General features: G+C 59.5%; 17 protein-coding genes. 10 read left to right on the forward strand and 7 right to left on the reverse strand.

What is annotated here, in order from left to right; translation table 11 throughout:
* Positions 1-3: 3 nt before the first annotated feature.
* The gene (locus tag KZH41_RS09400) at positions 4-1,467 is read left to right on the forward strand and encodes a glyceraldehyde-3-phosphate dehydrogenase (protein ID WP_017137429.1); all 1,464 of its coding nucleotides are present in this window, start codon (positions 4-6) and stop codon (positions 1,465-1,467) included.
* Positions 1,468-2,717: 1,250 nt separating this feature from the next.
* Here KZH41_RS09400 and KZH41_RS09405 read toward each other — a convergent pair.
* Together KZH41_RS09405 and KZH41_RS09410 are read right to left on the reverse strand one after the other, a co-directional pair.
* A complete protein-coding gene (locus KZH41_RS09405) occupies positions 2,718-4,016 on the reverse strand; it encodes an MFS transporter (protein ID WP_242154983.1) in 1,299 nt (432 codons plus the stop codon).
* Positions 4,017-4,272: 256 nt separating this feature from the next.
* Entirely contained in the window at positions 4,273-4,815 is a 543-nt protein-coding gene (locus KZH41_RS09410; RefSeq protein WP_094953074.1) for a chalcone isomerase family protein, read from the reverse strand.
* A 234-nt stretch (positions 4,816-5,049) separates the two neighbouring features.
* Between KZH41_RS09410 and sthA the strand changes: the two genes are divergently transcribed.
* The gene (gene sthA, locus KZH41_RS09415) at positions 5,050-6,444 is read left to right on the forward strand and encodes a Si-specific NAD(P)(+) transhydrogenase (RefSeq protein ID WP_083359549.1); all 1,395 of its coding nucleotides are present in this window, start codon (positions 5,050-5,052) and stop codon (positions 6,442-6,444) included.
* Between the two features lie 42 nt (positions 6,445-6,486).
* Here the strand turns inward: sthA and KZH41_RS09420 are convergent, their stop codons facing one another.
* Both KZH41_RS09420 and KZH41_RS09425 read right to left on the reverse strand, forming a co-directional pair.
* On the reverse strand, positions 6,487-7,209 hold the full coding sequence (locus KZH41_RS09420) for a glycerophosphodiester phosphodiesterase (protein WP_094953075.1): 723 nt from the start codon (positions 7,207-7,209) through the stop codon (positions 6,487-6,489).
* A gap of 44 nt (positions 7,210-7,253) precedes the next feature.
* Positions 7,254-7,838 carry a PilZ domain-containing protein gene (locus KZH41_RS09425; RefSeq protein ID WP_263274722.1) on the reverse strand — a complete coding sequence of 195 codons (585 nt, stop codon included), beginning with the start codon at positions 7,836-7,838 and terminating at the stop codon, positions 7,254-7,256.
* Between the two features lie 94 nt (positions 7,839-7,932).
* On the opposite strand from KZH41_RS09425, the gene KZH41_RS09430 reads away from it, so the two are divergent.
* The 5 genes from KZH41_RS09430 (at position 7,933) to queF (ending at position 12,734) form a co-directional block, all read left to right on the forward strand.
* A complete protein-coding gene (locus KZH41_RS09430; RefSeq protein WP_094953077.1) occupies positions 7,933-9,183 on the forward strand; it encodes a lipoprotein-releasing ABC transporter permease subunit in 1,251 nt (416 codons plus the stop codon).
* 7 nt (positions 9,184-9,190) lie between these two features.
* Positions 9,191-9,874, forward strand: a complete 684-nt coding sequence (gene lolD / locus KZH41_RS09435; RefSeq protein ID WP_176462998.1) for a lipoprotein-releasing ABC transporter ATP-binding protein LolD — start codon at positions 9,191-9,193, stop codon at positions 9,872-9,874.
* 60 nt (positions 9,875-9,934) lie between these two features.
* Positions 9,935-11,179, forward strand: coding sequence for a lipoprotein-releasing ABC transporter permease subunit (locus tag KZH41_RS09440; RefSeq protein ID WP_242154987.1), 1,245 nt, complete (start codon positions 9,935-9,937; stop codon positions 11,177-11,179).
* A gap of 121 nt (positions 11,180-11,300) precedes the next feature.
* Positions 11,301-11,837 (forward strand): cupredoxin family protein, encoded by a 537-nt coding sequence (locus KZH41_RS09445; RefSeq protein ID WP_263274723.1) that lies wholly within the window; start codon positions 11,301-11,303, stop codon positions 11,835-11,837.
* A 66-nt stretch (positions 11,838-11,903) separates the two neighbouring features.
* Positions 11,904-12,734 carry an NADPH-dependent 7-cyano-7-deazaguanine reductase QueF gene (queF, locus tag KZH41_RS09450; RefSeq protein ID WP_242154988.1) on the forward strand — a complete coding sequence of 277 codons (831 nt, stop codon included), beginning with the start codon at positions 11,904-11,906 and terminating at the stop codon, positions 12,732-12,734.
* 134 nt (positions 12,735-12,868) lie between these two features.
* On the opposite strand, the gene KZH41_RS09455 is transcribed toward queF, so the two are convergent.
* The gene (locus tag KZH41_RS09455; RefSeq protein ID WP_094953082.1) at positions 12,869-13,135 is read right to left on the reverse strand and encodes a DUF4404 family protein; all 267 of its coding nucleotides are present in this window, start codon (positions 13,133-13,135) and stop codon (positions 12,869-12,871) included.
* 110 nt (positions 13,136-13,245) lie between these two features.
* Entirely contained in the window at positions 13,246-13,854 is a 609-nt protein-coding gene (locus KZH41_RS09460; protein WP_242154989.1) for an HAD family phosphatase, read from the reverse strand.
* A gap of 196 nt (positions 13,855-14,050) precedes the next feature.
* Here KZH41_RS09460 and KZH41_RS09465 point away from each other — a divergent pair, with 196 nt between their 5' ends.
* Positions 14,051-14,740, forward strand: a complete 690-nt coding sequence (locus KZH41_RS09465; protein ID WP_263274724.1) for a VacJ family lipoprotein — start codon at positions 14,051-14,053, stop codon at positions 14,738-14,740.
* A gap of 61 nt (positions 14,741-14,801) precedes the next feature.
* Here the strand turns inward: KZH41_RS09465 and KZH41_RS09470 are convergent, their stop codons facing one another.
* Positions 14,802-15,098 (reverse strand): PilZ domain-containing protein, encoded by a 297-nt coding sequence (locus KZH41_RS09470; RefSeq protein WP_094953085.1) that lies wholly within the window; start codon positions 15,096-15,098, stop codon positions 14,802-14,804.
* A gap of 276 nt (positions 15,099-15,374) precedes the next feature.
* On the opposite strand from KZH41_RS09470, the gene rssB reads away from it, so the two are divergent.
* A complete protein-coding gene (rssB, locus tag KZH41_RS09475) occupies positions 15,375-16,556 on the forward strand; it encodes a two-component system response regulator RssB (protein WP_094953087.1) in 1,182 nt (393 codons plus the stop codon).
* Positions 16,556-17,038 (forward strand): anti-sigma factor antagonist RssC, encoded by a 483-nt coding sequence (gene rssC / locus KZH41_RS09480; protein WP_003172602.1) that lies wholly within the window; start codon positions 16,556-16,558, stop codon positions 17,036-17,038. The genes rssB and rssC overlap by 1 nt, the downstream gene beginning before the upstream one ends.
* The last annotated feature ends 167 nt before the right edge of the window (positions 17,039-17,205 follow it).

Below are 17,205 nucleotides of genomic sequence, written 5' to 3' on the forward strand. Positions count from 1 at the left end.
TACATGTGGAAGGTTCCCGTGACTCAGAAGCCCGACCAGTGTCTTGGTGAATGGATCGACCGTGAAGCGCTCGCTGAAGCGATGATTCCGCTTATCGGTCAGCTGTACCGCAATAACAATGTGGTGAGCTCGATCTATGGCCGCAGCCTGATCAACCAATCAGTCATCGCGATTCTCAAGGCGCATCGCTTTGCTCGCCATCGTTCTGCCGACGACAGCGAACTCTCCGTCCACGAAACATTCCCTCTGCTCAAAGCCATGAGCGAGCTCAAGCTCGGCGCGGCCTCGGTAGACCTGGGCAAGTTGGCTTACAAATTCCGCAAAGAAGGTGCCGGCCGCAGCGCCGAGCAGTTCGTGCGTGAAGAAATGGCCGATGTAGTTGGCCAGCAAAATGCTGCTGCCCGTAAAGGCACCGATGTTGTGCTGTACGGCTTCGGTCGTATCGGCCGCCTGCTGGCACGCATCCTGATCGAAAAAACCGGTGGCGGCGACGGCCTGCGCCTGCGTGCCATCGTGGTGCGTAAAGGCGCCGAGAACGACCTGACCAAGCGTGCCAGCCTGCTGCGCCGCGACTCGGTACACGGTCCGTTCAACGGCACCATCGTCATCGACGAAGAAAACAACACCATCACCGCCAACGGTAACCTGATCCAGGTGATCTACGCGAAGAACCCGGCTGAGGTGGATTACACCCAGTACGGCATCAAGGACGCTCTGTTGGTGGATAACACCGGCGTATGGCGTGATGCCGAGGGCCTGGGCCAGCATTTGGCCTGCCCGGGTATCGACCGCGTTGTGCTGACTGCGCCTGGCAAAGGCAAGCTGAAGAACATCGTTCACGGTATCAACCACGGCGAAATCACCGCTGATGACAAGATCGTGTCCGCCGCTTCCTGCACCACCAACGCCATCGTGCCGGTGCTCAAGGCTGTGAATGACAAGTTCGGTATCGTTAACGGCCACGTTGAAACCGTTCACTCGTATACCAACGACCAGAACCTGATCGACAACTTCCACAAAGGCGATCGCCGTGGCCGTAGCGCCGCGTTGAACATGGTGATCACCGAGACCGGTGCTGCCACCGCTGCTGCCAAGGCCCTGCCTGAGCTGGCCGGCAAGCTGACCGGTAACGCGATCCGCGTGCCGACGCCGAACGTGTCGATGGCCATTCTCAACCTGAACCTTGAGAAAGCCGCCACCCGTGAAGAAATGAACGAGTACCTGCGCTACATGGCGCTGCACTCCGATCTGCATAAGCAAATCGACTTCGTTAACTCGCAGGAGGTGGTCTCCACCGACTTCGTTGGCTCGCGCCACGCTGGCGTAGTGGATGCTGAGGCAACCATCACCCAGGACAACCGCGTTGTGCTGTACGTCTGGTACGACAACGAGTTTGGCTACAGCTGCCAGGTGGTTCGCGTGATGGAAGACATGGCTGGGGTTAACCCGCCTGCGTTTCCGCGCTAAGCATTTGCGGTAAATGAAAAAGCCCCGACTGGTTCGGGGCTTTTTTATGGGTGTGGGTTTTGTGGTGTTTGGGTTGGCCTCTTCGCGGCATAGGTATCTACACATCTTTTTATGGGTTGAATTCTTTGGTTGTCGCGGGGGGCTCTGGGTACATATCCGTTATTTGGGTGATGGCTGATATTGGTTCCGCTCTTACAGCGGGTCACTTTTGAAAAAAGAGCCCCAAAAGTAACCAAAGGGCTCTTGCCCCACCACTCGGCACCTCGCTCACGCTTCGGTGTGCCCTCACTCCGGCTTTGGACCGTGGGCCGCCGCCATGGGCCATCCTTGGCCCATCGCGGCTAAACCGGCGTCCTGCCGGTTTACCCACGCTCCAAAGCCTGCGTTCGGCCAGCGTGGTTTAACGGGGCGCCTAAGATCAAGATCAAAAGCAGATCAAGAGCACGGCGGCCTAGTAGCCGACCTGAGTGGTTGAAGCAAATCAAAAGCAAAGCCGAGGCGGCCTGACAGCCGACCTGATATTTGAAACTGAACTCAATCTAATGTGGGAGCTGGCTTGCCTGCGATGCAGACACCTCGGTCCATCAAGTACACCGAGTTGATGCCATCGCAGGCAAGCCAGCTCCCACAGAAAAGCAGAGCACTGCGGTGCTGGCAGCTAAACTCGGTCAAAATTGTGGGAGCGGGCTTGCTCGCGAAGGCGGTGGGTCAGTTACATATGAGCTGACTGACACACCGCCTTCGCGAGCAAGCCCGCTCCCACATTGGGATCTCAGTACATCAGCTATAAAGGGTGGTGCTTTTGCTTCTGCTTCTGCTTCTGCTTCTGCCCTGCTTTTGCTTCTACCACTCAGGTCGGCTACTAGGCCGCCGTGCTCTTTGCTTTTGATCTTGATCTTGATCTGAGGCGCCCCGTTAAACCACGCTGGCCGAACGCAGGCTTGAATCCGTGGGTAACCCGGCAGGACGCCGGGTTAGCCGCGATGGGCCAAGGATGGCCCATGGCGGCGGCCCACGGATTCAAGCCGGAGTGAGGGCACACCGAAGCGTGAGCGAGGTGCCGAGTGGTGGGGCAAGAGCCCTTTGGTTACTTTTGGGGCTCTTTTCCAAAAGTGACCCGCCGTAAGGGCGGAACCCTAAGTCGCCGTTACCGCAGCAACGGATATGTACTCATATCTACCTAAAACCCCGTCAAAAACTTAGCGCAACACAAAAGTTGCGTAGATACCTATGCTCGCGAAAGCGCTCTATCAAGCGCCACCGACTACTGAAGCCTGCGCAGTCCTCAGTTCATGCCGATTGCCCTTGAACAGGACCAGTGTGGCAATCAAACCCAAAATCGCTGCCCCACTGAGCCAAATCCCCGGCGCTGCCTTGTTATCCAGCACATGAATCAAATAGGTACAGGCCGCCGGTGTAAACCCACCAAACGTCGCCGTCGCCAGGCTGTAGGCCAGGGAGAACCCGGTAGTGCGCACCTCCACCGGCATGATCTCCGTCAACGCCACCACCATCGCCCCGTTATACGAGCCATACAGGAACGACAGCCACAACAGCACAATCAGCAAATGGCTGAAGCTTGGGTTGACCACCAGCCACGACAGCGCCGGATACGCCGTAAGAATCGCCAGAATCGTCGCCCCAAGCAGCAAGGGTTTGCGCCCGATCTTGTCGGACACCGCGCCCATCACCGGCAGCCAGATGAAGTTGGAGATGCCCACGCACACCGTCACCAGCAACGCATCGAAGTCGGACAGATGCAGCTCGGCCTTGCCGAAGGTCGGGGTGTAGGCGGTGATCAGGTAGAACGACACGGTGGTCATCACCACCAGCGCCATGCCGGCGATGACGATGCCAAAGTTCTGGCCGATCGAGCGCATGATTTCCTGCAGGGTAGGGCGGTGTTTACGCGCCTGGAACTCGGGCGTTTCTTCCAGCGAGCGGCGAATCACGAAGATCACCGGCACGATCAAGCAGCCGATCAAGAACGGCACGCGCCAGCCCCAGTCACCCATGTCTTCGGGGCTGAGCCAGTGGTTCAAACCTACGCCGAGTAAACCGGCGAACACCACGGCGGCCTGTTGGCTGGCGGATTGCCAGCTGACGAAAAAACCTTTGCGCCCCGGCGTGGCGATTTCCGCCAGGTATACCGACACACCGCCCAGTTCGACGCCGGCGGAGAAGCCTTGAAGCAGACGGCCGAACAGCACGATCAGCGGCGCAGCCACGCCCAACGTGGCATAGCCGGGCACGCAGGCGATGAGGATGGTACCGGCGGCCATCATGGCCAGGGTGATGACCAGGCCTTTCTTACGGCCGTGGCGGTCGATGTAGGCGCCGAGGAAGATCGCGCCCAAGGGCCGCATCAGAAAACCGGCGCCGAAGGTCGCCAGGGACAGCATCAGCGAGGCAAACGCGCTGTCGCTGGGGAAGAAGGTTTTGGCAATGGCCGTGGCGTAGAAGCCGTAGACCATGAAGTCGAACATCTCAAGGAAGTTACCGCTGACAACGCGAAAAATCGCCTTGCCTTTGCCCGTTGTAGTGGACATGTCATGCACTCATCTTGGCTGTCTTATTGGTGATCCTTGGTCATCACTCGTCCTTGCTGCAGTTTTGTAACCATATGTGTATTGGCCACTACCCGCAACAGAAACCGATAGCAAGCTGACTAAATGCCGCAAGAGCTGATGGCAATGAAAGCCTATGTGGGAGAGGGCTTGCTCGCGAAAGCGGTGTATCAGTAACTCATAAGCCGACTGACACACCGCCTTCGCGAGCAAGCCCGCTCTCACAGGGGATTTGCGTTTAATTCAGTAGGCTTTTGCGCAGGCTGTCCGACAGGCCTTTCGGCGCCAGCCAGATGCCCAGATAGGCTTTCGCCAATTCATCATCACCACTGCTGAACACCACCTGCTCATTAATCTCCAGGTTCAACCCGCGCCCAGGGCGGAAGTCCAAGGCATAGCGATCGCCGCTGCGGATGTTGCGGAAACTTGCATGCAGTTGATCCAACGCAGGCTTCAAACGGGCGAGGGTAGCGCTGCTTTGCTGGCGCTCCAGGGCGGTGGTGGCCGCCTTGATCACATCGTTACGGTCGATGTCGCGAAAGTAATACAACGCCAGGCGCAGGTCCTTTTGCTGGTCCCAGGCCTGTTTCGCGCGCAGGTTGGCCGGGGCGTACAGCGCTGCCGCGTAGACATCCGCCCAGAGATAGACCAGCACGGCCTGGTTTTTCCGGGCCAGGTCCTGAGATTGCGCAGGGAAAGCCGCCTGCCTGAGCCGGTCCGCTTCACTGGCTTGCACGGTCACAGAGAAAATCAGCAATAAACACAAAAGCACATGCCGCATAATGGCTCGTCCTGCAAAGGTTCGTGTCAGCAGTGTAATGCCAGTTTCCTACTGCTGTAGTAAAGGCAAGGCTGGCCTACGACGCGACCAAGGGTTAATGTTCGCGGCGTTGAGCCTTATATAGACTGTGCCCCGGCTCACACACTTGAGCCAAATTGTCCTTCATGCCCGCTGGCCGCGGCATGATTTAGCCAGGCGTCCAACCGTGCGCCTGGCCTGTTCTGAGGAGTACGCATGGCTGTCTACAACTACGACGTGGTGGTACTGGGTTCCGGCCCGGCTGGAGAAGGTGCGGCGATGAACGCCGCCAAAGCTGGGCGCAAGGTGGCGATGGTCGATAGCCGTCGCCAGGTCGGCGGTAACTGCACCCACCTGGGTACCATCCCGTCTAAGGCCTTGCGTCACTCGGTGCGCCAGATCATGCAGTTCAACACCAACCCGATGTTCCGGGCCATTGGTGAGCCGCGCTGGTTCTCGTTCCCGGACGTGTTGAAAAGCGCCGAAAAAGTCATCTCCAAGCAAGTCGCCTCGCGTACCGGCTACTACGCCCGTAACCGCGTCGACCTGTTCTTCGGCACCGGCAGCTTTGCCGATGAGCAAACCGTCGAAGTGGTCTGCGCCAACGGCGTGGTCGAGAAGCTGGTGGCCAAGCACATCATCATCGCCACCGGTTCGCGGCCGTATCGCCCGGCGGACATCGATTTCCACCACCCGCGTATCTACGATAGCGACACCATCCTGAGCCTGGGCCACACCCCGCGCAAACTGATCATCTACGGCGCCGGTGTAATCGGCTGTGAATACGCCTCGATCTTCAGCGGCCTGGGTGTTCTGGTGGAGCTGGTGGATAACCGCGACCAGCTGCTGAGCTTCCTCGACTCGGAAATTTCCCAGGCGTTGAGCTACCACTTCAGCAACAACAACATCACCGTGCGCCATAACGAAGAGTACGAGCGGGTCGAAGGCCTGGACAACGGCGTGATCCTGCACCTCAAGTCCGGCAAGAAGATCAAGGCCGACGCCTTGCTGTGGTGCAACGGCCGTACCGGCAACACCGACAAGCTGGGCATGGAAAACGTCGGGGTCAAGGTCAACAGCCGTGGCCAGATCGAAGTGGACGAGAACTACCGCACCTGCGTGACCAATATCTATGGCGCCGGTGACGTGATCGGCTGGCCAAGCCTGGCGAGTGCCGCGCATGACCAAGGCCGTTCGGCGGCCGGCAGCATTGTCGACAACGGCAGCTGGCGCTATGTGAACGACGTGCCGACCGGGATCTACACCATTCCCGAGATCAGCTCGATCGGCAAGAACGAACACGAACTGACCAAGGCCAAGGTGCCTTATGAAGTCGGCAAGGCGTTCTTCAAGAGCATGGCGCGTGCGCAGATCGCCGGCGAGCCGCAAGGCATGCTCAAGATCCTCTTCCACCGCGAAACCCTGGAAGTCCTCGGCGTGCATTGCTTCGGCTACCAGGCCTCGGAGATCGTGCACATTGGCCAGGCGATCATGAACCAGCCGGGCGAGCAAAATACCCTCAAGTATTTTGTGAACACCACGTTCAACTACCCGACCATGGCAGAAGCCTATCGGGTAGCGGCCTACGATGGCCTCAACCGGCTTTTTTGAGCGGCTCCGGCCGGTGGCCTGAGCCGGCCGGGGAGACCGATTTCAGTAATTCTCGAGGGTGGCAGTGGCCAAACCGGGAAAGTCTGTAATCAGGCTATCTACGCCGAAGTCGGCGAGCCTGCGCATCAGCGCAGGTTCGTTGACCGTCCACACGGACACGTGCAAACCCTGGCGCTGGGCTTTTTCCAGACGCTCGGGGGTGCACAACGTCCAGTTCAACGCCAGGTATTCACAGCCGTAGTTTTGCGCGACCTTCAGCGGGTCGAGCCAGGCGTATTCGGCGACCAGTCCTCGCGACAGGTCCGGGGTGAGTTCAACCGCCGCTTTCAATACTTCCCGCGAACTTGAGGTCACCGTGACCTTGTCCATCAGGCCATGACGCACGGCCATCTCACGAATTGCCAGCACGGTAGTCGCGGCGCGGGTGCGTGAGGCGCTTTTGACTTCCAGTTGCCAGTGATCGAAGTCGCACTTTTCGAACAGTTCTTCCAAGCGTGGGATCGGGCACGGGTTGACCCAGCCAGGGCCGCCTTTGCGCGCGTCCATCTTCACAAGGTCGGCCGCCGAATACTCGACGACTTTGCCGCGCCGGTCGGCGGTGCGTTTGAGGGTCGGGTCGTGGATCACCATCAACTCGCCGTCCATGGACAGGTGCAAGTCCAGTTCGCAGCGGCGTACACCGTGCTTGAGGCACTCCTGAAAGCTGGTCAGGGTGTTTTCCGGTGCTTCGCCTTTGGCACCGCGGTGGCCATAAATCAGGGTCACAGTTGCTCCTTTGCGCCGGATAGCCCGGCGGGGTCATACGAGATTCAGGTGTCTTGGGTGTCGCTCTGTTCCCGCGCCAGGCGTCGTTCCTGGGCTTGTTTCTGCAGAATGTAGCGCGCCAGCAGCTGGCGCTGGGCATCGGTCATGGATTCGAACTCCGTGCCTACGTCAAACCGGTCGCCTTTGGCGTCGCAATGGGTGACGCGGGCACGCAGCAGCAGGCCGAGCGCCTGGGGCATCAATACCAGCTTGACCGCCAGGTGCGCGCCAGGCGCCAAGGGCGTGGGGTGCTGGAAGTCGATGCCGCCTTCGGAAATGATCACCGGCTGCGGCGCGCCCACCTCATCCAGCAGGCCGCGCGCCATGATCTGGCTGAGCAGGTCCATGCGTTTGTTCTGGACTTTGAGGAAGGCGGCCAGGCTGCGATCCTTCTCGTTGATCTGGCGCAGCAGGTGCTGGGCTTCGAATTCGCTGAGGTGCAATTCGCTGAGCAGGTTGAATAGCGGCGAATCATCCAGCAACACTTCCTTGCTCGCCGCTTCCGGGGCAGACAGTGCGCTGATTTGAAGTGCGATCATGTCGTCGATACGGTAGTATTCGCGGCGTTCTTCTTCATCTAATGTCGACATGGCGAACCCAAAGTAGCGGTAATGGTCTGAGTGTAAAGCTGCTTACCTGACCCCGCCACCGGGACGTCTTCTTTTCCTCCGAACAAGCCCCGACATGTTCAGACCTCTCTTCGTATTTATCGGCACGCGTTATACCCGTGCAAAGCGTCGCAATCATTTTGTGTCGTTCATTTCCCTGACCTCGATGATCGGGCTCGCCTTGGGCGTGGTCGTGATGATTGTGGTGCTGTCGGTGATGAACGGCTTCGATCATGAGATGCGCACCCGCGTGCTGGGCATGGTGCCCCACGCGACCATCGAGGGCGATTCGCCCATCAGCGACTGGCCTAGCCTTGCCGACAAGGTCAAGCAGAACCCCAAGGTAGTGGCCGTTGCGCCGTTTACCCAGATGCAGGGGTTGCTGACCAACGACGGCAAGGTGCAGAAAATCCTGCTCAATGGCATCGATCCGGCTCAGGAACGTAACGTGTCGATCATCGACAAGTTCATGTTGCAGGGCAAACTCGACGAGTTGGCGCCCGGAAGCTTCGGCATCGTGATCGGCGACAAGGCCGCGGCCAAGCTCGGCGTGGGCATCGGCGACAAGCTGACCTTCGTCGCCCCGGAAGTCACCGTGACCCCGGCCGGCATGTTCCCACGTATGAAGCGCTTCACCGTGGTCGGCACCTTCCACGTCGGCGCCGGCGAGATCGACGGCTACCTTGGCCTGACCAATCTCACCGATCTGGCGCGCCTGCATCGCTGGAAGCCGGATCAGGTGCAGGGCCTGCGCCTCAAATTCAACGACCTGTTCGAGGCACCGCGCGGCGCCTGGGAAATCGCCCAGCATTTGGGTGAATCCCAGTACTACGCCCGCGACTGGACCCGCACTCACGGCAACCTCTACCAGGCCATCCGCATGGAAAAAGCCATGATCGGCCTGTTGTTGCTGCTGATCGTCGCCGTGGCGGCGTTCAACATCATCTCCACCTTGGTGATGGTGGTGAACGACAAGAAGGGCGACATCGCCATCCTGCGCACCCTTGGCGCCACGCCGGGGCAGATCATGGCGATCTTCATGGTGCAGGGCACCGTGATCGGCGTGGTCGGCACCTTGATCGGCACCGCGGTCGGCATCTTGGCGGCACTGAACGTCAGCGCCGCCATCGCCGCGCTGGAAAAAGTCCTCGGCCATAAGTTTCTTAATGCCGACGTCTACTTCATCGACTACTTACCGTCCCAGGTTCAGGCCCAGGACGTGTTGATGGTGGGCGGCGCTGCGTTGGTCCTGAGTTTTCTTGCCACCCTGTATCCAGCCTGGCGCGCGGCACGTACCCAGCCAGCACAGGCCTTACGTTATGAGTGAATCGGGCATGAGTGAAAAAGCAATCCTGAGCTGCCGCAACCTGGGCAAATCCTACGAGGAAGGTCCGGAATCGGTGGTGGTGTTGTCCAACCTGCAGCTGGAACTGCACCCGGGCGAGCGCGTGGCGATCGTCGGCAGTTCCGGTTCCGGCAAAAGTACCTTGCTCAACCTGTTGGGCGGCCTTGATACGCCGTCCCAGGGCAGCGTGTGGTTGGCCGGCGAAGAACTGTCGGCCCTGGGTGAGAAAGCGCGTGGCCAACTGCGCAACCGTTCGTTGGGCTTTGTGTACCAGTTCCACCACCTGCTGGCGGAATTCACCGCGCTGGAAAACGTGTGCATGCCGCTGCTGATCGGCAAGACCGCGATCCCGCAAGCGCGCCAGCGTGCCACAGCCCTGCTGGAGCGCGTTGGCCTCGGGCATCGCCTGGAGCACAAGCCGGCCGAACTGTCCGGCGGTGAGCGCCAGCGTGTGGCAATCGCCCGCGCCCTGGTGAACAACCCAGGGCTGGTGATGCTCGATGAGCCAACCGGCAACCTCGACGCCCACACCGCCCAGGGCATCAAGGACTTGATGCTGGAACTGAGCACCCAGATGCGCACCGCGTTCCTGGTGGTGACCCATGACATGAGCATGGCCCGCCAGATGGACCGTGTGCTGCACCTGCAGGAAGGTCATTTGGTCGCCATCTGACCCGTTTCAAGCCCGGCGCCTGGCGCTGGGCTTTTTCATTTTTTTAAACGGTGCCCGCGAATGTTCAGACCGTTATCGATTTTCATCGGCACGCGCTATACCCGCGCCAAGCGCCGCAACCGTTTTGTTTCGTTTATCTCGATGACCTCGATGATCGGCCTCGCCCTCGGCGTGCTGGCGATGATCGTGGTGTTGTCGGTGATGAACGGCTTCCAGCGTGAAATGAGCTCACGCATCCTCGGCATGGTGCCCCACGCCACCATCGTCGGCGTGAACCCGATTGATGACTGGCAGCCCGTGGCGGCTGCGGCGATGAAGAACCCTGAAGTCACCGCCGCAGTGCCGTTCACACAGATGGACGGCATGTTTTCCTACAAGGGCGCGATGCAGCCGATCGAAATCAGCGGCGTCGACCCGGCCCAGGAAGGCAAGGTCTCGATCGTGGCCCAGCATATCGTGCGCGGGAAACTGGAAGACCTGAAGGCCGGCGAATTTGGCGTGGTCATCGGCGACATCACCGCTCGGCGCTTCCGCCTGAGCGTGGGCGACAAGCTGACCCTGATCGTCCCGGAAATCAGCACTGCCCCGGGTGGCATCACCCCGCGCATGCAGCGGTTGAACGTGGTCGGTATCTTCAAGGTCGGCGCTGAGCTGGACGGCTCCATGGCCTTGATCAACATGGCTGACGCTGCCGAGATACAGCATTGGCAGCCCAACCAGGTGCAAAGCGTGCGCCTGGCGGTGAAAGACCTGTATGCAGCGCCCAAAGTCTCGGCGGACATCGCCGCCAGCCTTGGCGCAGCCTACAAGCCCGATGACTGGACCCACACCCAGGGCAGCCTGTTCAGCGCGATGAAGATGGAAAAGACCATGATCGGCCTGCTGTTGCTGATGATCGTCGCCGTTGCCGCGTTCAACATCATCGCCACCTTGATCATGGTGGTGAACGACAAGGGCGCAGACATCGCGATCTTGCGCACCATCGGCGCCACGCCACGCCAGATCATGGCGATCTTCATGGTGCAGGGCACGGTGATTGGTATTGTCGGCACCTTGATCGGCGGCGTACTGGGCGTGATTGCGGCGCTGAACGTGAGTGAACTGGTGGGCTGGCTGGAGCGCGTGAGCGGGCAGCATATCTTCAGTTCGGATGTGTACTTCGTCAGCAACCTGCCTTCGGAACTGCAAGGCGGCGATGTGCTGCTGATTTGCACGGCTGGGTTTGTGTTGAGCTTTTTGGCGACTGTTTACCCGGCGTATCGGGCGGCGAAGATTGAGCCGGCGCATGCGCTCAGGTATTCCTGACGTGCTCGTTCCCACGCTCAGCGTGGGAACGATCAACGTTGTAATCTAGCAGTCAGCTGGCTGGTAGCGGCGCCATCTTAGAGTGCTAGCGAAGCTGTTCACACACGTTTGGAGAATTGAGATGGCGTTGCGTACACCTCTGATATTGGCGGGCTGCCTGTTGGCGTTGAGTTTCGCTGCTGTGGCTGACACGGCCCACACCTTCGCCTTTGGCCAGCCGGCGTCTGCCGACAAAGCCACGCGCACCGTGGAAGTGGTGCTGCAGGACATTTCCTTTTCGCCCAAGTCGATCGACGTAAAAGCCGGTGAGACCGTGCGCTTTGTACTGGTCAACAAAGGCCAGTTGCTCCACGAATTCAACCTGGGCGACGCGGCGATGCATGCCGAACACCAGAAGGAAATGTTAAAGATGCAGGCCAGCGGCATGCTCACCGCCACCGGCATGGGCAAGATGGACCACAGCGCCATGCATCAGGATGATATGCGCCATGGCGACATGAGTGGCATGAAGCATGACGATCCCAACAGCGTGCTGGTCGAACCCGGCAAGACTGCCGAGCTGACCTGGACCTTCACCAAGGCCACGGGTCTGGAGTTTGCCTGCAACCTCCCTGGGCATTATCAGGCCGGCATGGTCGGCAAACTGACCGTTGAGTGAGGCGTTTCTTAAGGGCGGGAGCAAAGGCTGGTAGACTGGCGCGGTTTATTTAGCCAGGTTTCCGCCATGCATCCCGCAGCCGAACATTCGCCGCTGGGCAAGTCCAGTGAATACATCAGCACCTACACCCCATCGTTGCTGTTCCCGATCCCTCGCGCCGCCAAGTGGGCCGAGCTGGGCCTGAGCGCCGAAACACTGCCGTATAAAGGCGTGGATTTCTGGAACTGCTTCGAATTGTCCTGGCTGCTGCCGTCGGGCAAGCCGGTGGTGGCTATCGGTGAGTTCAGCATCCCGGCCGACTCGCCGAATATCATCGAGTCCAAGTCCTTCAAGCTCTACCTCAACTCGTTGAACCAGACCGCGTTTGCCGATACGGCAAGCCTGGAAGCGACCTTGCGCACCGACCTAAGCGCCGCCGCCGGCAAGCCGGTGAGCGTGCGCATCCGCCGTTTGGCCGAGGTTGAAGCCGAAGGTGTGCAGGCACTGCCGGGCGTGTGCATTGACGAGTTGGACATCAGCGTCAGCAACTACGAACACCCGCGCCCGGAACTGCTGCGCTGCGATGACTCGCGCATTGTCGAGGAGAGCGTGCACAGCCACTTGCTCAAATCCAACTGCCCGGTCACCAGTCAGCCCGATTGGGGCAGCGTGGCGGTGGAATACCGGGGTTCGGCACTGGATCACGCCAGCCTGCTGGAGTACCTGGTGAGCTTTCGCCAGCACTCCGACTTCCATGAACAGTGTGTGGAGCGGATTTTTCTCGACCTGCAGCGCTTGCTCAAGCCGCAGAAACTGACGGTGTATGCGCGCTATGTGCGCCGGGGCGGGTTGGATATCAACCCGTACCGCAGCACGGAAGATGTGCAGTTCCAAAACCTGCGACTGGCCCGTCAGTAGCCTTCACGCAAAACAAATGTGGGAGCTGGCTTGCCTGCGATAGCAATTTTCAGTCATCCATAGGTGACTGATACACCGCTATCGCAGGCAAGCCCGCGCCCACATTTTGGTTCTGCGTTTGGCTTGGGCTGGGGTTAGATCCCGATATTGCCCAAGGTGATCACGATATTGCGCAGCGTCCCCGCAATACCTGGGTGATCCAGTTCGAAGCCTTCCACTGCGCGATTCACATCGTCAGCGATACTCGGGGATTGGGTGGCGGGTTCCAACTCAAGTTGCACTTCAAACTTCGCAATCAATTCTTCCAGCGCCTCACGCTTTTCGGGTGGCAGCGGTGGCTCCTGGTTCAATTGCTCGCGCAGGATGGTGACCTGTTCTTGCAGTTTTTCGCGGGCAGGCATGGCGTTCTTCCTTTTATCGATAGGCACTGGCATAGACCGCGGCACGTCGCGAAAGGTCTACGGGCTGACCTGTAGATTAATCCACCGGCGCCCTTAGTGCATGATCTCGATCAGGGCTTCTCGCCTTTGAGCTGGCGCAGGCTGATGTCGGCCAGGCAGGTGCCGAGTTCACCGAGGTGATCGATCACCGAGTGCACGCCCAACCCATACAGCGCCACCGTGGCCTTGCCGCGCTTGTACTCGCGTTGTTGCTCGGTCAGCGCCTGCCATTGCTCGGGCCCCAGGCCACACAGCGAGCCGCAGGACGCCAGGCCAATGGTCCACAACCCGGCATTCAGGCCCGCTTGCAGCAAGCGCGGCTCGCCGCTGACCAGTACGCAGCCTTCCAGGCGTTCGATATTCAGTTCCATCAAGGCCTGCCAGCACGCATGCGGCGCCGGCCAGCGGATGGAGGAGGGCGAGGCCGCCTTGATCCAGTCGGGCAGTGCGGCAGCCAGCGGGGTGGTGACCGAGGGGGGCAGTTCGTCCAGCCAGGCGCAGGGCACGCCCTGGTCCTTGAGGCTGCGCAGGCTCTTCAGCGCGCCCGGCGTGGCGTGGGAGTCCGGGGCGGGCGAATCGGTGCGCGCCTGGGAACCAAAATCCACCAGGCAGCCACTCAGGCCAAAGAGTACGGCAGTCAAAGAAGGGGCATTGGCGACGGCAATCTCGGCGTGAGGCATTTCTACATCCCTGAAATAGCGATGACGCTATCGAGGCGGGATGACAAGCGCATGACACTGAGGGGTGATTGTAGGAGTTTTGTGCATTTTTCGTATGTCGTTTCCTCGCAGCTGCCTAAACCAGCACTTCCGTCATATACTGACATCCTTATTCAGGGCATAGCGCCCATGACAGACCATTCAAGGAGCAAAAGCTATGCGCTGGAGCCACTACTTCGCTCAGCTATCTGTGTGTGCCACTGTCCTGTTGGCCCCGTTCGCGGCCCAGGCTGCGTCGGAAGACGACCCGTGGGAAAGCGTCAACCGCCCGATCTTCACCTTCAACGACACCGTTGATACCTACGCGCTCAAGCCAATTGCCCAGGGTTATCAGTTTGTCACCCCGCAATTTGTGCAAGAGGGCGTGCACAACTTCTTCCGCAACATCGGCGATGTTGGCAATCTGGCCAACAACGTGCTGCAGCTCAAGCCGCACGCCGCCGGTGTGGACACTGCCCGCCTGCTGATGAACACCACCTTCGGCGTGCTGGGCTTTATTGATGTCGGCACCAAAATGGGGCTGCAGCGCAGCGATGAAGACTTCGGGCAGACCCTCGGTTACTGGGGCGCCGGCAGCGGTCCTTACGTGATGCTGCCGCTGCTGGGCCCAAGCACCTTGCGTGATGCGCCGTCCAAATACGTCGACAGCTACACCCAGCCGTACCGCTACATGAACGACATCGGCTGGCGTAACAGCACCTTTGGCCTGAACATTGTCGATACCCGTGCCAGCCTGCTCGACAGCGAGAAGCTGATCACCGGTGACAAGTACACCTTCATCCGTAACGCTTACTTGCAGAACCGTGAGTTCAAGGTCAAAGACGGCAAGGTCGTCGACGACTTTTAAGCTGTGACGTTTTGAAACGAAAAAAGGCGACCCAAGTGGTCGCCTTTTTTTGTGCGCGGTTTCAGCGCATTTTCAAGATCTTGAGGCCCAATTGCTGATCTGTATCTGTGGCCTTGGTCCATACCACTTCGGTATCTGCTTCCAGGCCCTTGAGAGCGGCGTGATCTGAATCGATCCGCACGGTCAGTTGGTCGCCCACCTGAAACTGGCGCGGCGCCTGGACCTGCATGCCAGAGCTGGAAAGGTCCACGCAGACCCCGGCAATCTCCTGCCCTGCGTGGATCAACGACACATCGGCATCCACTCGCATGCGGATGAAATCGCGTTTTTCGGCGTAGTCGCGCTCGTGTTCGCTCACGGGTTCCATCCTTACTTTGTGTTGTGGTCGTGGGTGTTCTTATAACTCCCAGTGATTTGCGGTGTAAAGACGCTTGGCGACCATCGGCATGAGCTTGAAACCCCTGACGGATGGGAGTACCGTCTGCGCCTTAGAAGGGCACCTCTGCTTTACCTTTGTGCATGGGCAAAATCCCAATGCTTTGTAGGACAGAGTGGCTAGAAAGCGAATCCAGTAAGTGCGCCCGGCCATTGTCGAGCCACCTACGCCAACCTAATTCTGGCGCCGTTTGCCCACATGCAAAAAACCAGTGCCACGCTGCTGATAATCGATGACGACGAAGTAGTGCGCGCGAGCCTCGCGGCCTATTTGGAAGACAGTGGCTTCAGCGTCCTGCAGGCCAGCAATGGCCAACAGGGTCTCCAGGTATTCGGGCGCGACAAGCCCGACCTTGTGATCTGCGATCTGCGCATGCCCCAGATGGGCGGCCTCGAACTGATCCGCCAGGTGACTGAGCTTGCCCCGCAGACGCCGGTGATTGTCGTGTCCGGTGCCGGCGTGATGAACGACGCCGTCGAGGCCTTGCGCCTGGGCGCCGCCGATTACCTGATCAAACCCCTGGAAGACCTGGCCGTGCTGGAGCACTCGGTGCGCCGCGCACTGGACCGTGCCCGCCTACTGCTGGAAAACCAGCGCTACCGCGAAAAGCTCGAAACCGCCAACCGCGAACTCGAAGCGAGCCTCAACCTGCTCCAGGAAGACCAGAACGCCGGTCGCCAGGTGCAGATGAACATGCTGCCGGTCAGCCCCTGGACCATCGATGAGTTCAAGTTCGCTCACCAGATCATCCCGTCGTTGTACCTGTCGGGTGATTTTGTCGACTATTTCCGCGTCGACGAGCGGCGTGTCGCGTTCTACCTGGCCGACGTCTCCGGCCACGGTGCTTCATCTGCTTTTGTCACCGTGTTGTTGAAGTTCATGACCACACGGCTGCTGTTCGAATCCAAGCGCAATGGCACCTTGCCGGAGTTCACCCCCTCCGAGGTGCTGGGCCACATCAACCGAGGCCTGATCAGCTGTAAGCTGGGCAAGCACGTGACGATGGTCGGCGGCGTAATTGATGAAGAAACGGGTCTTTTGACCTACAGCATCGGCGGTCACCTGCCGATGCCGGTTTTATACACTCCAGACAGTGTGCGTTACCTGGAAGGGCGTGGTCTGCCGGTGGGCTTGTTCAATGAAGCCACCTACGAAGACCACATCCTGGAACTGCCGCCGACCTTCAGCCTCACGCTGATGTCCGACGGTATCCTGGACCTTCTTCCAGAGCCTACACTCAAAGAGAAAGAAGCCGCCTTGCCCCAAAAGGTCAAGTCGGCGGGCGGCAGCCTGGATGGCCTGCGGCAGGTTTTTGGATTGGCCACGCTAGGGGAGATGCCGGATGATATCGCCCTATTGGTGTTGAGCAGGAATCTTTGATGAGTACCGGAAGAATCCAATTCGCCGAGCAAGACGGGACCTTCGTCCTGAAGTTTGTCGGTGAAGTGCGCCTGACCTTGTGTTCGGCGCTGGATGCAACGATTGAGCGGATTTTCACAGCCCTGAATTTCTCGGCGATCGTGATCGATCTGACCGAAACCCGCAGCATCGACAGCACCACCCTGGGCCTGTTGGCCAAGTTGTCCATTCTGTCTCGGCAGAAGGTCGGCCTGTTGCCGACTGTGGTCACCACCCACGAAGACATCACCCGTCTGCTGCAGTCCATGGGCTTTGATCAAGTGTTCAACATCGTTGACCGCCCGATCCCCTGCCCGGAATGCCTGACCGACCTGCCTTCGCAAGACCAGTCCGAAGAAGTGGTACGGGTCAAGGTGCTCGAAGCGCACAAGATCCTGATGGGCCTGAACGAGTCCAACCGCGAAGCGTTCCATGACCTTGTGAACGCCCTAGAGCGCCACTAAGCCCCCGCTGCTGAGAACAACACAGTCAAATGTGGGAGCTGGCTTGCCTGCGATAGCGGTGTGTCAGCCACCTATTCATTTCTGACCCACCGCTATCGCAGGCAAGCCAGCTCCCACAGTTGTACTGAGGTCGGCTTGAGACCAGCGAAAGGCACAAAAAAGGGCGG

Source organism: Pseudomonas sp. YeP6b (genome assembly GCF_025642995.1).
Taxonomy (GTDB): Bacteria; Pseudomonadota; Gammaproteobacteria; order Pseudomonadales; family Pseudomonadaceae; genus Aquipseudomonas.

Excerpts from the sequence above, each read along its gene's own strand:
- rssC (WP_003172602.1), top strand. The coding sequence starts at position 16,556 with ATGAGTACCGGAAGAATCCAATTCGCCGAGCAAGACGGGACCTTCGTC.
- KZH41_RS09465 (WP_263274724.1), top strand. The coding sequence starts at position 14,051 with ATGCGCTGGAGCCACTACTTCGCTCAGCTATCTGTGTGTGCCACTGTC.
- KZH41_RS09400 (WP_017137429.1), top strand. The coding sequence starts at position 4 with ATGTGGAAGGTTCCCGTGACTCAGAAGCCCGACCAGTGTCTTGGTGAA.
- sthA (WP_083359549.1), top strand. The coding sequence starts at position 5,050 with ATGGCTGTCTACAACTACGACGTGGTGGTACTGGGTTCCGGCCCGGCT.
- queF (WP_242154988.1), top strand. The coding sequence starts at position 11,904 with ATGCATCCCGCAGCCGAACATTCGCCGCTGGGCAAGTCCAGTGAATAC.
- KZH41_RS09430 (WP_094953077.1), top strand. The coding sequence starts at position 7,933 with ATGTTCAGACCTCTCTTCGTATTTATCGGCACGCGTTATACCCGTGCA.
- KZH41_RS09460 (WP_242154989.1), bottom strand. The coding sequence starts at position 13,854 with ATGCCTCACGCCGAGATTGCCGTCGCCAATGCCCCTTCTTTGACTGCC.
- lolD (WP_176462998.1), top strand. The coding sequence starts at position 9,191 with ATGAGTGAAAAAGCAATCCTGAGCTGCCGCAACCTGGGCAAATCCTAC.
- KZH41_RS09425 (WP_263274722.1), bottom strand. The coding sequence starts at position 7,838 with ATGTCGACATTAGATGAAGAAGAACGCCGCGAATACTACCGTATCGAC.
- KZH41_RS09405 (WP_242154983.1), bottom strand. The coding sequence starts at position 4,016 with ATGTCCACTACAACGGGCAAAGGCAAGGCGATTTTTCGCGTTGTCAGC.
- KZH41_RS09455 (WP_094953082.1), bottom strand. The coding sequence starts at position 13,135 with ATGCCTGCCCGCGAAAAACTGCAAGAACAGGTCACCATCCTGCGCGAG.
- KZH41_RS09445 (WP_263274723.1), top strand. The coding sequence starts at position 11,301 with ATGGCGTTGCGTACACCTCTGATATTGGCGGGCTGCCTGTTGGCGTTG.
- KZH41_RS09440 (WP_242154987.1), top strand. The coding sequence starts at position 9,935 with ATGTTCAGACCGTTATCGATTTTCATCGGCACGCGCTATACCCGCGCC.
- KZH41_RS09410 (WP_094953074.1), bottom strand. The coding sequence starts at position 4,815 with ATGCGGCATGTGCTTTTGTGTTTATTGCTGATTTTCTCTGTGACCGTG.
- rssB (WP_094953087.1), top strand. The coding sequence starts at position 15,375 with ATGCAAAAAACCAGTGCCACGCTGCTGATAATCGATGACGACGAAGTA.